The organism is Tenacibaculum sp. 190130A14a (genome assembly GCF_964048965.1).
Classification (GTDB): domain Bacteria; phylum Bacteroidota; class Bacteroidia; order Flavobacteriales; family Flavobacteriaceae; genus Polaribacter; species Polaribacter polynesiense.
Genome location: NZ_OZ040189.1, coordinates 1,508,132 through 1,522,568, shown reverse-complemented (window position 1 = coordinate 1,522,568; position 14,437 = coordinate 1,508,132). Strand labels below are relative to the sequence as shown.

General features: G+C 28.5%; 17 protein-coding genes. 3 read left to right on the top strand and 14 right to left on the bottom strand.

Features of this window, described 5'->3' with window-relative positions; genetic code table 11:
- Positions 1-136: 136 nt before the first annotated feature.
- The 9 genes from ABNT22_RS07520 to ABNT22_RS18390 all read right to left on the bottom strand — a co-directional run bounded on the left by ABNT22_RS07520 (position 137) and on the right by ABNT22_RS18390 (position 7,218).
- Positions 137-559 (bottom strand): hypothetical protein, encoded by a 423-nt coding sequence (locus ABNT22_RS07520; protein ID WP_348721650.1) that lies wholly within the window; start codon positions 557-559, stop codon positions 137-139.
- 875 nt (positions 560-1,434) lie between these two features.
- Positions 1,435-1,833, bottom strand: a complete 399-nt coding sequence (locus ABNT22_RS07515; RefSeq protein WP_348715340.1) for a hypothetical protein — start codon at positions 1,831-1,833, stop codon at positions 1,435-1,437.
- Between the two features lie 118 nt (positions 1,834-1,951).
- Positions 1,952-2,581 carry an NAD(P)H-dependent oxidoreductase gene (locus tag ABNT22_RS07510; protein ID WP_348715339.1) on the bottom strand — a complete coding sequence of 210 codons (630 nt, stop codon included), beginning with the start codon at positions 2,579-2,581 and terminating at the stop codon, positions 1,952-1,954.
- Between the two features lie 4 nt (positions 2,582-2,585).
- Entirely contained in the window at positions 2,586-3,308 is a 723-nt protein-coding gene (locus tag ABNT22_RS07505; RefSeq protein WP_348715338.1) for a GNAT family N-acetyltransferase, read from the bottom strand.
- Positions 3,305-3,754 carry a DMT family transporter gene (locus tag ABNT22_RS07500; RefSeq protein WP_348715337.1) on the bottom strand — a complete coding sequence of 150 codons (450 nt, stop codon included), beginning with the start codon at positions 3,752-3,754 and terminating at the stop codon, positions 3,305-3,307. The genes ABNT22_RS07505 and ABNT22_RS07500 overlap by 4 nt, the downstream gene beginning before the upstream one ends.
- A gap of 54 nt (positions 3,755-3,808) precedes the next feature.
- A complete protein-coding gene (locus ABNT22_RS07495) occupies positions 3,809-4,408 on the bottom strand; it encodes a Crp/Fnr family transcriptional regulator (protein WP_348715336.1) in 600 nt (199 codons plus the stop codon).
- Positions 4,409-5,646: 1,238 nt separating this feature from the next.
- Positions 5,647-6,363, bottom strand: coding sequence for a formyltransferase family protein (locus tag ABNT22_RS07490; protein WP_348715335.1), 717 nt, complete (start codon positions 6,361-6,363; stop codon positions 5,647-5,649).
- Between the two features lie 65 nt (positions 6,364-6,428).
- On the bottom strand, positions 6,429-6,809 hold the full coding sequence (locus tag ABNT22_RS07485; protein ID WP_348715334.1) for a nuclear transport factor 2 family protein: 381 nt from the start codon (positions 6,807-6,809) through the stop codon (positions 6,429-6,431).
- A gap of 280 nt (positions 6,810-7,089) precedes the next feature.
- Positions 7,090-7,218, bottom strand: a complete 129-nt coding sequence (locus tag ABNT22_RS18390) for a gamma-glutamylcyclotransferase (RefSeq protein WP_412766886.1) — start codon at positions 7,216-7,218, stop codon at positions 7,090-7,092.
- 135 nt (positions 7,219-7,353) lie between these two features.
- Between ABNT22_RS18390 and ABNT22_RS07480 the strand changes: the two genes are divergently transcribed.
- Both ABNT22_RS07480 and ABNT22_RS07475 read left to right on the top strand, forming a co-directional pair.
- Complete coding sequence (locus ABNT22_RS07480; protein WP_348715333.1) at positions 7,354-7,506, top strand: hypothetical protein; 153 nt, start codon at positions 7,354-7,356, stop codon at positions 7,504-7,506.
- 324 nt (positions 7,507-7,830) lie between these two features.
- On the top strand, positions 7,831-8,079 hold the full coding sequence (locus tag ABNT22_RS07475; protein WP_348715332.1) for a hypothetical protein: 249 nt from the start codon (positions 7,831-7,833) through the stop codon (positions 8,077-8,079).
- A 231-nt stretch (positions 8,080-8,310) separates the two neighbouring features.
- Here ABNT22_RS07475 and ABNT22_RS07470 read toward each other — a convergent pair whose 3' ends face one another.
- A complete protein-coding gene (locus ABNT22_RS07470) occupies positions 8,311-8,784 on the bottom strand; it encodes a GNAT family N-acetyltransferase (protein WP_348715331.1) in 474 nt (157 codons plus the stop codon).
- Positions 8,785-9,260: 476 nt separating this feature from the next.
- Between ABNT22_RS07470 and ABNT22_RS07465 the strand changes: the two genes are divergently transcribed.
- Positions 9,261-9,425: a hypothetical protein gene (locus ABNT22_RS07465; protein ID WP_348715330.1), complete on the top strand. Its 165-nt coding sequence runs from the start codon at positions 9,261-9,263 to the stop codon at positions 9,423-9,425.
- 424 nt (positions 9,426-9,849) lie between these two features.
- Here ABNT22_RS07465 and ABNT22_RS07460 read toward each other — a convergent pair whose 3' ends face one another.
- The 4 genes from ABNT22_RS07460 to ABNT22_RS07445 all read right to left on the bottom strand — a co-directional run bounded on the left by ABNT22_RS07460 (position 9,850) and on the right by ABNT22_RS07445 (position 14,393).
- A complete protein-coding gene (locus ABNT22_RS07460; RefSeq protein ID WP_348715329.1) occupies positions 9,850-10,515 on the bottom strand; it encodes a hypothetical protein in 666 nt (221 codons plus the stop codon).
- A 352-nt stretch (positions 10,516-10,867) separates the two neighbouring features.
- Positions 10,868-11,710, bottom strand: a complete 843-nt coding sequence (locus ABNT22_RS07455) for a methylated-DNA--[protein]-cysteine S-methyltransferase (RefSeq protein ID WP_348715328.1) — start codon at positions 11,708-11,710, stop codon at positions 10,868-10,870.
- A 2-nt stretch (positions 11,711-11,712) separates the two neighbouring features.
- A complete protein-coding gene (locus ABNT22_RS07450) occupies positions 11,713-13,134 on the bottom strand; it encodes a pyridoxal phosphate-dependent decarboxylase family protein (RefSeq protein ID WP_348715327.1) in 1,422 nt (473 codons plus the stop codon).
- A 224-nt stretch (positions 13,135-13,358) separates the two neighbouring features.
- A complete protein-coding gene (locus ABNT22_RS07445; RefSeq protein WP_348715326.1) occupies positions 13,359-14,393 on the bottom strand; it encodes a leucine-rich repeat domain-containing protein in 1,035 nt (344 codons plus the stop codon).
- Positions 14,394-14,437: the final 44 nt, after the last annotated feature.

Here is a 14,437-nt window from a genome sequence, read left to right as displayed (position 1 = left end):
TAATTATGGAGTCCAAATAGAAAAGAAATGTCTTGTAAAAGTAACCTTTTTGCATTATTGTTTCTTTTCTATTTCACTTTCTTATTGGAGTTTAGAAAAAGTTAAAATACCTAAATAAACAGCGAACTGAACTGAATCAGCTCCATAAATATATAATATCAATAATTAACAATACTTTCAGTATTAAAACAATCGTGTTTATGTTCTTTTTAAAACGATGTGCTACAAAAAATGCTATTATGAATAACAAAGGAAGCACAAAACCTGAAGCTATACGTAAAGAATGAAAGGATTTTCCATTGGATAAATTAAGCGTATACCAATTTACTTTATTGAATATCATGGAAACTCCGAATGATATATTTTCCTTTCCTCTTGCTAATTTTGCAAAATCTTCCTCTACAGAAAATTTATACGAATTTGTAATTACTTTATATGTGTTGTGTGAATTTCCTCCTGCATTGTAATAATTCTCAATTTCTCTTTCAACTTTTATAATTTTTTCATTGACTGTTTCCGCAGGTATAACAAAATCTGCCAATATTATAAGTGCGATCATTATAAACAGCCCAGATATATATAGCCTCAATTTATATTGCTTTTTCATATTTTAGTTTGGTTGATAATTTAACACCCTCCAAGATAGTTATCTCTTAGAGTACTTACTGCTAAAAATAATAAAGATTTTTCAACTAGTCCTGTGATGCAGATAGTCTTTTAGTTTATTTTTTTCAAAATCTATTGCTCATCGCTCCTTGATTCCTTTATACCTATACTTATACTTAGCTTCATCTAAATAATAACCATTGCTGATTTTTATGAATTATCTTCTCAAAAAATTTCATGATTATGACACCTAAACCTACATTAGTAAAACTTATTAAATCATATGGAAATGAATACGACGTTCGGTTTCCTGAACTTAAACTTAAGTTAACCATAAATCGTTATTATTATACTAGAATGTCTAATAACCCCCAAAAATATAAGTTTATTTAGTTAAAACATAAGTTTCCACATTCTTAAGATAAAGTCTCTTATCTATATCTCTGGTTTATCATTAATGAACGGCTTAATACTGCTATTCATCGAATCGCTAATAGTTTCTTAAAAAAGTCGTGATAAATTGGTATCTACCGATAACCCCTTACCCCCTTTTATCATGGCTATTGCCTTTAAATTTATTCTGTCTTGCCTGTTTGTTTTGATATGTTTCGTTTGTTTCAGTAAACCTAAATCCAAATAACCAGTAAAAATTCAGGTTTTTTCCTGTTCCTATTTTTTTTAACTTTAAATCATACTTATTAGTGGCATGTTTATATTAAGTTTTCTTTATTAAACATTCCCTAAAAAGCTCCCACTTCGGTGGGTTTTTCTTTGTTTACTAAGTATTAACAAGCGCTTTCTAATCTTTATATTGTAATCTCTTTCAATTTAGTTAACTTTTTGAAATTTTTGAGAATACCCTTCATTCGAAACAAAATTTAAGATAAGATGATCATCAGTAAATTCAAAAAATATCTTTGCTATGTTGGAGTTTTGACAATTGGTTATAATTAATTTATCCTTTAAGCTATAAGTCCCTTCATTTATTATTTCGTCTGAATATGGACTACACAAAGATTCATTTGTTGTTATCGTTCCATTACTTTTTAATTCAATCGTTTTATTACTCTTTACTTCTTTAAAAGTGCCGCTACCATCTCCAGGATCAGCCAATACCTCAATCAATTTCCATTTTCCTATCACGGAGATATCTCCATCGCCTTGATCTTCTTCATTACATGAAACAAAAAATATTGCACACCATAAAATAATCATTTGTATTCTCATAATATTTCATTTTCAGTTTTACATTGTAGATACACTAATTCCTTAAAGGTTGCGTAACATTAACTAAAAAAATCTTTTTTACAAGTATCTAAAAGTTTTAGATCACTAAATTGGCGTATTATAAATACTCAAATAGTACATCTTTCGATTTTCTAACTTTCTCCAAATACTGTGTTTTATCTTCTTTATCTCTATAACCTACTGCAGCCAATACACAAGCGTTTAACCCTATTTGATTTAAGCCTAAGATTTCATTATACCTAACCGAATCAAACCCTTCCATTGGACAAGCATCTATTTTCAACTCAGCACATATAGAAAGTAAATTTGCTAGAGCAATATAGGTTTGATTTCGGGTCCAGTTACATCTTTCTATCTCCGACTTCGCAAATATTTTCTCTAAAATAAAACTACCATACTCATTTAACATTTCTTCATCAAGATTTCTTGTCTTTGCTGTTAACTTAATATGATTATCTACTTCAGTTGTTATATTATTTATATAGTTACAAAATACAAATAGATGTGATGCTTCGGTTATTTGACTTTGATTCCAAGAAACAGCTTTTAACTTACTTCTAAGATCTATATCTTCTATGATAAAAACCTTGTACAATTGTAATCCATAAGAAGATGCAGATAACTGAATTGCACTTTCTATATGATTTAAATCTGTAATTGTTATCTTTTTACTAGAATCAAACTTTTTGGTCGCATAGCGCCAATTTAAATTTTCTATCAAACTCATAATTCTATTTTTTAAGCATATAATTTTCCATTAAAAAATCAACTGAGAAACCAAGTTTCAAGTACATTTCTTTAGCCATTTCGGATGCTTGCAATGTTACTAACTCTATTTTCTTTTCCTTTAAAAAATTTAAAACCTCTCTCATAATATCAAGAGCAAAACCTTGTTTTCTCTTTGAAGGAACTACTCCTAAACTATGTATTCCTCCAATCCTATTTGTAACAAAAACAACCACTGTTCCTAACAATTCTTTCTTGGAATAAATCAGAAAATATAGAACATCATTTAAAGTTCTTAAAATAACTTCTGCATTGATTTGGTAATTGAAAGCCTTATAAAATGTTGCACTCCATAAATCGGCATTCTCTTTATCTTTTACTCTTACAAGAGTAATTTCTTTTTGTGCCTTATAATAGTTTTTTGGAGTTAAACTCATTCCATATTGTACCGATTTAAGGTACATATTAGTCTCAAATGTTAAATTACTCTTAGCCTTACTTTTATTGAAATAGGAAAAAGTCATTCCTTCATGTCTCTTCATCGTTTCTTGTATTTCTTGAGCAACTTTAATATCTACCAAATCATTTACCCAAATACGATTTGGCCATGCTAATCCTTTCATACTAGCATAAAACGTCCTTTCATTTTCAACATAACCATTAAATGCTTCCCCTGCTACTTTCCATAAATTGGTCAAGTTTTTAATATTTAGTTCTGTTTTTATCATTTTGAATTGATTAAAATAATTCCTACTAGCATTGAAATCGCTCCGAATATCCGATTAGTTGTTAAAGCTTCTACTGGAAGGTTGAGCCAACCATATTTTCCTGCGATTAAAGAAAATATAAGCTGCCCACATAAGCCTAATGCAATCATTTTTGATATCCCTAATTTTGGTATTGTATAAAAATATAGAGAAATGCCAATCATGCTAAAAACACCTCCAATAAACCATAAATACCAAGGCACTTTCTGAATTAAATCTAACTGAATTCTGCCTTTCGTAAAAAACAAAATAAGGAATATCCCAAGGATGAAACTTGTAAAAGATGTTGATATAACTGCTAATATAGGTTGTTTTAAAGCGGTACTGAGTTTCGTATTTAATCCAGCTTGCATAGCGAGAAAAACACCTCCTATAAACGCCAATGTACAATTAAGTATTAATTTCATATTACAAAGGTGAAAGAATCATTTATTCCATTCCTTTACATATGTTGATTGAAATTATTTTTCTTTTAAATCTCTTCTAATTCTGCTTAATTGTGTTGGTGTAATTCCTAAATGTGATGCTATATAATATAAAGGGATACGCTTCTCAATTTCTGGATGTTTTGTAATAAAATCAAGATATCTTTCATTGGCTTCTTTCAAAACAATATCCAGTTCTCGTTTTTCTTTATCAACAACCCAATTCTTTTCTAAATAAGAAATATAAAAATTTTTAAGATCCAATTCTTGTTCTGTAAGCTCTCTAAACTTACCATAGTCGAAACTAATCACGATTGAATCTTCAATAGCTTCAAGGGCAAAATTAGAAGCTTTATTTAGTAAAGCTGAAACCGTTGACCCTACAAAATCACCTCCTAAAAAAATATTTTTGTGGTATACATTTCCCTCGCTATTAATGTAACACGAAACAATTGCTCCTCTGTATAAAATATGTTTTTGTTGAGATATTTTACCTATCTGCAGTAATAATTCTCCCTTCTTCAATTTTTGTATTTTACAAATAGATAATAAAGAAGTTATAGATTTACTTCCTACAAAAGTGTATTCGTTCAGTTTCTTTTCTATATACGATCTATATCTTTCTATTTCGTTCAATGAATTCAAATTTTAATCTATCTTAAACTTCCAATTTACCTAAAAGCAACACTATGTATGTATAATGAAATACCATAATATAAATAGTTAAACAAAATTCAAATACATTTAAGATTCATTAAAGCTACTTGAGCAATATCTAAATTACATACATCATATAACAAATGTACATATATTCAACCTACTTCCTCTCGTAAACCTTTTTTACTATTTTGATAATTTTACGGTTTTCCCTTACTTATTTTATGGTTATTATTTTTTCAACTAAACAATCTGTTTTTAAATTGAACAAACTTTAAATCTTATGTTATGCTAAAAAACATTTTAAACTTAGGAAATTCTTTAAACAAAACAGATCAACAAAATATTCAAGGAGGCAGTCCACTTATTTGCTCTGTATGTCTAGACTACTGTAGATCTCAAAACTTTCAAACAAAAATTGAATTCAGTAATTGTTTTCATGATTGCAGACAAGAACTTTGTTAGCATTAAAAGCGAACTCTTGTTCGCTTTTTTATAATTTTCTCTTTACTTCTTTCTATTCTTAAAGGCTCAATAGCTCATAATCTACCATTCATCTACACAAACCCACCATTCAACAAATACCTCAATTAAACACTTCTTTCTTCAACTATCTTTATAGTATAGATTAGAAATTGATTTTCATTTTTTTAGTTAATAGTTAAAGTTTAGTTAGTTTGAAGAAAAGAAGTATTCCGGGGGGGACTGCTTCTTTTTTTATTACCGAAATCTACATTAAATAGCTACTTTATTTCATCTTCAGTTTTTCACCATTCACCGAGCCTAAACTTCCATTCATCGGAATCTCAAAGAAGTCATTCTTGTATTTATCTATCTTCACACTATAAATACTACGTTTGGATCGGGGGACTCAAATTTTTAGTATGAAAAGGGAGTTCGCTCCCTTTTTTAACATTGATCTCATTACAACCCATTATAAATTCCTAGTTGACTTTCCCCTTTGTTTACCCCTTACTAAGCTCCATTTGGAGCTTTTTTATTAGCTATTTAATTTTTATAATATTATACTTTAAAGCAGAAAACTATTTACAAAAGTTAAGTTTCTTTAGAAGTTTATAGATGATCTTTTTCTCTGTTTCTTTTTTAATAGGAGTTATTCTGATTAGTTCAGGAATTCAAGGTGCGTCTTTTCCTTATTTATACTGGGCTATAGTAATTTACCTTTAAATCACATACATAAAAAATCACCAATCTGACTATACTTGGTTGTCCTTTATTTTTTTTCGAAATGATCTAGATTTTATACGTAGTTTTTCAAATCTATCCATCATAACAATTTCTAAACGATGTGGCATTCTCTTATTTGCAAAAAATCTTTCATCGGCTAAAGACTCTACTTTGAAACCCTTACTTTCTACATGTTCAATTGCAGCGACAAGCATTTCAATTTCTGTTTCGTATATCCTGTAGGCAAGACTATGAAAAGTATCTTCATAATAAATTGGTACTATAACCTTCTTTATTAACTCTCCTTCATCAGCCTTTTCAGAAATATAATGGGTTGTTACCCCTATTGGTTGCTCTTGATATATTGCCCATTTTAAAGCATCCAATCCTTTTACATTGGGTAGAAAACCTGGATGTGCGTTGATTATTTTATGATTTATGACTAACTCTTCAGGCAATAATCCCGCTCCAGCAATTAATACATGTCTAAATATCTTCTTAGAGAAAAAGCTATTTAAATTATGTACATCAACTTTTGAATATGACAATTTAAACCTACTTGTTAGTTCTTCAATATTAATATTCACACATGTTGAAGGTCTATGTTTAAATATTGGTTGAAAGTTTTTTCTTTCAACCCAAGGAATTACTATTAAATGAAGTTCAGAATACCCATTAAGTATTAATTTTGTAATTAAATCTTGAGTTTTACGGTGTGGTTTATCGTATGTTATAATCCCTATCATAAAGTCATCTTTTGTTTTCTATCACTTATAGATGATTATTTTCTTTTAATTTTTAGAATCGCTCATCAACTTTTATCCGTTATTCGCTTAATTTTTCCATTTTCAAACTCAAAATGCGACACTCCTTTTAATTCCAAGGTATCTCCTATTTTTAAACCGTTTGGAAGATCAATTGCCAAAATCGCTTTGTACGATATTTCAATCGTAATTGTTGAATCTTGTATTTCCCATGATTCAATATTCTGTTCTCTTTGTTTGAAATACTCCTTAGCTATCGTAGCTTGCTCTTTGAATGCTTCTAAACCTTCGGTTTTCAAATTAACTTTTCCATTGGAAATATTTTCAAAAACAATATTTTTCGCTAAATATTTCGTCATTCCTTCTATATCAAAGTTGTTATAAGAAAGTACATAATTCTTTACAATTTCTCTTTTCTTGGTCTCCATAATTTCTTTTTAATAGTTTAGTCTATCAATAAAAAGGAACTTCTACTAAAGTAGAAAGTTATTGTTCGCTACGATTACTTCAGTATATTTTTACTATACCCAATGTAATTTATTTAAAAAAATCAAAAACATTCACATCGTACTTATTTTTCGACGAACAACTTAAAAAAAACCACTAATTTTCAATACTTTAGCAAAAATCGCGTAGTGCTCCAGGGGCTAAAACTAAGCGATTTAATAAAGGAACTTTAATCGGTTCCTTTTTTACATAACTGAAGTTTTACTTTAAAACATAAATGTATGCTTCAACCTCCTCGTTGGTCTCCTCTAAAATTACGATTGTTTTTATTCTTTGATATGCAGTACCCTCAAACTCGTCTAACTGCTCCCAATTATCATTTACTTCTATTGACGCTACAAACTAATAATTCTGTTTAAATGTTAATTTTAGTTAAGTAAGGAAAAACCTTACTTTTTCTATGGTTTTATTTTATTATATCTACAAATAGATTAATAGATTACATAAATTTTAAAATTCAAAATTATGATTAAGAACATTCAAAATTTAGGTAAAGAATTAAACAAACCAGAACAACAATCTATCAATGGAGGAAGTAAATGCTTTCCATTTGTTCCATGTGAAGTAGATGAGATATGGGATTTTGGTTTATGTGAATGTGTTCCAACCAACGGATAAGTAAAAAAGCGAACTTCGGTTCGCTTTTCTTTTGTTTTATATTCATTCTAACTATTAGTGTTTTTCTTTGCTATTTTAGCTGAATGTTTTTTTTTATATTTCTTTGTTCCTTACCTATATCAATACTTTTAACCAATCTTAGTTATCAAAAATTTTATGTTCTAAATAGAAATAAGAAAAACTTTCTTATTCTTTCATTTGTATTTGTATCAATTACTTTTTTTTGCTTTGGCATTCCTTATTTTTTCTTTTTTTTAATCTTAAATTACATCTAATATAGTACTAAAACTATCATACTTCATTTTGTTTTTCTATTTTTACTTTATGAAAAATAGCTATGACCAATTAAACATCGAATATGTAGAAACCAAAAATGTTTCTTCTTTTATCTGGTACACTACTGTCATTTTAATTTTAGTTTTTATCTTTATTCCTTTAGCAGAATTGAGTGATGTAATAGATTATAATTACGCTGCTCCTCATACATCAAATTATAGTTGTATTGTTGGTGCTGATATTTATTTATATCCCTTTGAACCTTTGCAATTCACACCACTTCCAATACCAAACTAACCTTAAACTATTTATAGATTTATTTTATTTGTTATTACAAATCTTATATCATGTGTAAACCAATTAATTTTTTACCGCTATTTATTATTCTCGGTGCAATTGTTCTTGTAATTCTGTTTGCAATATTTCTTGCGTTTAGAAAGAAAAAGTCTTAGTTGACTAAAGTTTTAAATTGATTTATTTCGCCAAATGAAATCTAACAAAGTCATTCAAATATTACTTATTTGATTTTTATGCGTCGTTCACAGTAATTTGATCTATTTCCTTATATACATTTGGATTATGTTTCTCCATATAAAATTCAGGATTAGGTATTTCGGTAAAACCAAATTTTTCATAAAGCCATTCAGCTGTATTAGTTAACAAAATCCAGCGTCTTAACCTCTGAAGATTAGGATGCTCTATTATTTCATTTATCAACCATTTACTCAATCCCTTTCCCCTATACTCCTCCAAAACATAAACATCTCCCAAGTATGCAATAGTTGAATAATCTGAAATGACCCTAGCAAATCCAATTTGTTGTTTTTTATGATAAAGTCCAAAATTCAATGAATTTTCAATTGATGTCTTCAAAGTATGCAATGGAATTCCTTTTGCCCAATCAGTTTCGTTTGAAAGAAATTTATGAATACTTAAAATATCTAATCTATCCTTATCAGTTGAAATGGTATAATCATTTCTATGTACTTCTCTAATTTTCATTTTATCTTTCTAGCTAATTTAGAAAAATTATTATTTATCCCAATCATGTCAAAAACCTTTTCAGTTTTGACGATCTGAGCCCCTACGGTTATACATTTCTTAAACTTTAAGGTAAACCTTACTCTTTTTACGGATTTCCGTTAATTTATTTGTTGGAATCTATTTATTATTGCGTCCCCATAAAAGACTTATTAACTCCCCTTTTTTTAATAGAAACTCCCCCTTTACCCACTCAACCTTTGAGTGGGTTTCATTTTATCACTTATGCTACTGTTTGACTTTAAATCGTTTATACATTAATAGTTTTGGTATATGCATCCCTTTCGAACACATGTTTGTAATACCGCATTCTTGTTAAGATTTTCTAACTTATTCAAAAGCGAACCTAGGTTCGTATTTCTTTTACTCTTTTTCTTCAATCTACCGTCTTACTTTAATCTCACTTTATTATTTTTACAATAAAAATTTTAAACTCTATGAAAGGAAAAAACTTCTTCAGAAACTTTTTAATGTTTTTATTATTAATTTCATTTTTAGCAGGTATACACTACACTAATTCAAACATGAATGGAGCTCCTTTTCTTTATTTATGTGGTGCTATAGTATTAGCTCTTTCAATTACATATCTAAAAGAAGACTAAAACCAATAATTGATTTCAATATATTTGAATTATGTTTGACTTCATCCTTCAAGCTATTGCTGATTTTTTCGTTCAATTTTTTATTGAAAAAAAATATGGTTGTTTAATAATTATTGTACTTGCTATAATTATTAGCATTATTATAAATCTCATATAAATGTAATATTTATCTTTGATTAAAAATTAACTATGATAATCGCTTTTATCCTTTTCTTACTCGCTTACTTTATTTTTAAAAATTTCAGCAATCCAAAATCTAATAAAGTTAAGTCTGACTACTTCAAAAGAAAATTTAATCGAGATTAATTACAATTATTTGGTAATCATTTCTAAAATTTTGGACATAAAAAAATCAACACTTTTGAGTGTTGACCTATAGTAAGCAATGCTTCAACTTATTTATTGTATAGGGTATTGCAGTATGTTAATCAATTTTTATTAATTCATATAATTGGGTAACTCCTGAAAAATCCCCATTTGAAATTCTTATCTCCATTGGAAAAGTATTAGGCATAAATTTAGTCAAGTTAATTACAGAATGAATTGGCAATTCTATCTGATCAGAGACATACATTTCATATTTCGTATATCCTAAATCACTTTCTCTCTCCTTTTTAATCAGAGTGAGCTTATAACATTTAAATCCTTTTATCTCTTTAACATCTTCTCTATTTTCAATTATTTCATATTCGTGGTTTTTTGCAAATAGATCATACTTTTTATAATTGATAGATTTGGATTTATCATAATAATGTAAAACTCCAGTATTTTTTTGAATCATAAAATAATCGCCAATCATTATACCTTCTTGTTTGGTATAACGCCAAACCGTATCATTTTCAATTTCAACATAAATCTCTGTATTTGGTTTTTTCAATAGCAATTGAGACATCTTTATTCCATTTAGTTTTTTGTTTAATAAAGAATCTTTTCCTTTCGTTTTCGTTTCCAAATCCGAAATTCCAGTTTGTATTGAAACCATAGATTCTTTAAAAACAAACTTTGTAGGTTTCGTACTGTTTTCTGTCAATTTCTTTGTTGATGAACAACTAACTAAACTAAAAAATATTAATATAAATAAGTATTTCATTCTTATTAAATCTAACTGGTTATACATAAACAAAATTATTAAATATCTAATTGATTTTTCGTGATAACAAAACATTATGTTTTACTTACCACAGTTATATTAATGAACTTTTCCGTTTTTAAGGTATCGGAGATACCTACACTTATTTTAATATTTACCTTTAAATTTTTAACATAAAAAAACACCTTAATTAAGGTGTTTGTAGTAAATAATATTTAATGGGTTCGTATATGAAAAGTAGTGGGTTTTTACGCACAAACTTTTCGAGTTATTACTAAGGCTAAAATTACAAAATGCTTTTAGGTTAAGCACTTAAACCACTATTCTTTATATACGTTGTTGTAAGGCGTTTTTAATCCAATTTAGATGCTTCCCAACCTATTATTATTTTTTTTCTTATTGGATTCCAATGATAACCACCTATTTGTCCAGATTGTTGTATTACTCTATGGCAAGGAATTAGATATGCCACAGGATTATTTCCAATTGCAGTGCCTACTGCTCTAGATGCTTTGGGATTTCCAATCATTTGAGCTATTGTACCATAACTAGATAATTCTCCAAAAGGAATAGATAATAAAACTTCCCATACTTTTAATTGAAAATCTGTTCCTTTTAAATGTAGTTTAATGTTGTTTAATTGACTCCAATCGTTTTTAAAAATCAGCAATGCGTTTTGTTGTGCCTCATCTATTTGGTTTTTATAAATCGCATTTGGGAATTTTGATTGTAAGTTATGAAATGTGTTTTCTTGATTATCAGAGAATGCCATATGACATATACCTTTTTTGGTTGAAGCTACCAAAATTTCTCCAAAAGGCGTTGTAGCAAATGAATAGTAGATAGTTAAATTTACACCTCCATTTTTATATTCGCCTGGTGTCATACCATCTAAAGTTATGAATAAATCGTGAAGCCTTCCTGTACCTGAAAGACCTGTTTTGTAGGCTGTATCAAAAAGATTTGAATCTGTCTTTTTTAATAGACTTTTAGCATATTTAGAACTAACAAATTTTAAATATTTTTTAGGACTTATTCCAACCCAATCTTTAAATAAACGTTGAAAATGATGTGGGCTTAAATGTATATGATTTGCAATATCATTTAATGAAGGTTGTTCTTGAAAATTATTTTCTATAAAGCTAATAGCTTCAGCTATCTTGCTATATTGGTATGTGTCTTTTTTGCTTAACATTGTTAAGATTGATATGTTTCTCGTTCTTTATTCAATTCTTCAATTAATTCATCAATTTCTGTTTCTGTTGTATTATAGTTAGTAATACAAGCTCTAAATGTTGGAACATTTTCTATTGGATAAACCGACAACCAAGAATTTCCTCTAGTCAATATTTTATTTAAAATGGTTTTTGTAAAGTTCAAATCCGATTCAAATTGTTGGTCTGTAAAACAAACTACTGGTAATTCAGTATTATTTTTAATAATCCAGTTGTTTTCAGTTAGTTTTAGCCTTAAATATTCTCCCATTTTAGCTTGATGATTGATTACTTTTTCATAACCATCCCAACCATAAAATAATAAAGATAAATATACCTTTAAACCAATAAATCGTCTTGACCATTGAATGGAATGCGAGAAAGGTTCAATAATTTTCATTTCACTTGCCTCTTTAGGCATATATTCTGTGGTTATTCTAAATGTTTTATTAAGGATTTCTTGGTGAGAGGTCAAAAATATACTTGTTCCCATAGGAACAGACATCCATTTATGTGCATCAAATGTTATAGAATCGGAAACTGGAATACCACTTAATAACTGTTTTAGTTTTGAACTTAAAACAGCTGCTCCACCATAAGCAGCATCAACGTGAAACCAAATGTCGTGAGTTTTACAAATTTTAGATATACTTTCTAAATCATCAATTGTTCCTGTTCCTGTTGTTCCAGCTGTACCAATAACCATTAATGGACTTTGAGTTGAAGCATTAAGTTTTTTGATTTCTTTCTCTAATAGAAAAGTGTCAATTTTTAAATCTTTATTAGTGTGAATAGTTTTTACAAAATCATATCCTAAACCTACAACTTTTGCTGCTTTTTGTACAGAGTGATGTGCTTCTTGAGAACAAAAAATAATAGGTTTTTTATCTAAACCAAACATTCCATTTTTAGCAAAATTTGGATATTTATTGTTTAACGCACATAATACAGCAGTTAAATTTGCTTCAGCACCCCCAGTTGTAAAAACACCATCAGATTTTTTTTTGTCCAGTCCAAATTTTTCAATAAATTCTCTAATCACGTGTGCTTCTACTTCCACAGCAAAAGGGGCGTGACTCCACGCTGCTAATTGAGGATTATATGAAGCAGTTATGAAATCTGCTATAATTCCAGCAAAATTTGCACGTGGATTGAATAAACCAAAATAGTTTGGATGTGGTGTATGCACCGAATAATTTTCAAGACCATTGATTATATGTTCTATAGCCTCATTAGGTTTATTTCCTGAAATTAAATCTGGTGTTTCGACTAAATTTCGTATTTCTTGTAAATTTAGTTTAGGCGTAGTGCTGTAATCTTTGGTGTTAGCATAAAAATGTTCTACTTTATCTAAAACAGTATTTAATATTTCTTTACGTTGTTTATCGTCAAAATCAAAATTCATTTTCTGTATGGTTTAATGTTTTGACAATATTCTGAAATATTTAATCATTGAAAAACCCGATTCTTGCGGTTTTGTCTAAATGACTTACAACGGTCTAGTGTATGATTTCGTTGCGTGGTTTAGGAACTAAAGTTAGCAAATAAATCACAGATAGAAAGTCCGCGAGGACTTTCGTAAGTAGGCTCTAGCTAGCAATGAATTATACACATTGTTAGGTGCAGTTTTTAATTTTTATTTAAAAACATTACCTCTGGCATTACTGAAGCCAATGAATCTATATTTAAAACTTTTGTCTTATTTAATCTAACATGGTCTAAATATTTTAATCTCTTAAATTCAAAAGGAATTTCTTTTATGTTAGTTCCATATAGCCAGAACCTTTCTAGATTTTCCATTTCTAAAATGCATTCAGGAAATTCTTCTATTGGATTGTCACTTATATCTAACCAAGTCAAATTTTTGAGTTTAGATAATTCCTTTGGAACATATTTAATACTATTATCTCCAATAGATAAATGCCATAGACTTTCTATATTACCAATTTCTTTTGGTATAGACTTTATGTTGCAATGACCAATTTTTAAAGTTCTTAATTTCTTTAAATTCCCTAAAGTTGCAGGAATTTCTTCTAATTTACTAGAGTTCGCAATTATTGATTTCAGATTCTTGCATTCCTCAATTTCATCTGGAAGAGATTTTATTGTAGAACCAGAAATTATCAGGACCTCTAGATTTTTCAATTTTCCTATTTCAGGCGGAATTGAACTCATTCTTTTACGTCTTAGATTAAGTTTGTAAACACTATCAGAGTTTTTCAAAGCTTTACTTAAAGAAAATTCTTCTCTTAAGCCGTTAGTTGAAATTGTGTCTATCCATTCTTTTTCAGCTACTGAAATCAAATAATTATGCAATAAATAAGACATCTTTAAATCCAAACTATCTAACTCCAAATAGTTTATGTCTTTTTCGTTTATAAATCGATGTCCAGAAATTCGCTTTCTTTCTGTTTTTTCTTTTGTGGTTTTTATTAAATCAATAGACTCTGATTCTCTTAAATAAGGATTGTAAAATTGATAAGGCTTACTATTCTTCAAATTCAAGTTGTGATTTAATAATTTTGCCAATTTTACCAATGATGGAATCATTGAGTCATATGCAGATAATTGAATTGTTTTTTCAGAACCTATTTGTAAATTAGGTAAAGAGTCAGTTAGATTGAATTTTAATTGTGGAACTGCGTAGCTTAAATTTGCATCCATATTGAAACCACCAGAAACAAGAATCTTATAATGTTCGATTTCCT

What these genes read in the sequence shown, in the direction of transcription:
- ABNT22_RS07460 (WP_348715329.1), bottom strand. Translation starts at nt 10,515, where the DNA reads ATGAAATACTTATTTATATTAATATTTTTTAGTTTAGTTAGTTGTTCA.
- ABNT22_RS07485 (WP_348715334.1), bottom strand. Translation starts at nt 6,809, where the DNA reads ATGGAGACCAAGAAAAGAGAAATTGTAAAGAATTATGTACTTTCTTAT.
- ABNT22_RS07445 (WP_348715326.1), bottom strand. Translation starts at nt 14,393, where the DNA reads ATGGATGCAAATTTAAGCTACGCAGTTCCACAATTAAAATTCAATCTA.
- ABNT22_RS07470 (WP_348715331.1), bottom strand. Translation starts at nt 8,784, where the DNA reads ATGAAAATTAGAGAAGTACATAGAAATGATTATACCATTTCAACTGAT.
- ABNT22_RS07505 (WP_348715338.1), bottom strand. Translation starts at nt 3,308, where the DNA reads ATGATAAAAACAGAACTAAATATTAAAAACTTGACCAATTTATGGAAA.
- ABNT22_RS07465 (WP_348715330.1), top strand. Translation starts at nt 9,261, where the DNA reads ATGAAAGGAAAAAACTTCTTCAGAAACTTTTTAATGTTTTTATTATTA.
- ABNT22_RS07455 (WP_348715328.1), bottom strand. Translation starts at nt 11,710, where the DNA reads ATGTTAAGCAAAAAAGACACATACCAATATAGCAAGATAGCTGAAGCT.
- ABNT22_RS07520 (WP_348721650.1), bottom strand. Translation starts at nt 559, where the DNA reads ATGATCGCACTTATAATATTGGCAGATTTTGTTATACCTGCGGAAACA.
- ABNT22_RS07510 (WP_348715339.1), bottom strand. Translation starts at nt 2,581, where the DNA reads ATGAGTTTGATAGAAAATTTAAATTGGCGCTATGCGACCAAAAAGTTT.
- ABNT22_RS07515 (WP_348715340.1), bottom strand. Translation starts at nt 1,833, where the DNA reads ATGAGAATACAAATGATTATTTTATGGTGTGCAATATTTTTTGTTTCA.
- ABNT22_RS07450 (WP_348715327.1), bottom strand. Translation starts at nt 13,134, where the DNA reads ATGAATTTTGATTTTGACGATAAACAACGTAAAGAAATATTAAATACT.
- ABNT22_RS07480 (WP_348715333.1), top strand. Translation starts at nt 7,354, where the DNA reads ATGATTAAGAACATTCAAAATTTAGGTAAAGAATTAAACAAACCAGAA.
- ABNT22_RS07490 (WP_348715335.1), bottom strand. Translation starts at nt 6,363, where the DNA reads ATGATAGGGATTATAACATACGATAAACCACACCGTAAAACTCAAGAT.
- ABNT22_RS07500 (WP_348715337.1), bottom strand. Translation starts at nt 3,754, where the DNA reads ATGAAATTAATACTTAATTGTACATTGGCGTTTATAGGAGGTGTTTTT.
- ABNT22_RS07475 (WP_348715332.1), top strand. Translation starts at nt 7,831, where the DNA reads ATGAAAAATAGCTATGACCAATTAAACATCGAATATGTAGAAACCAAA.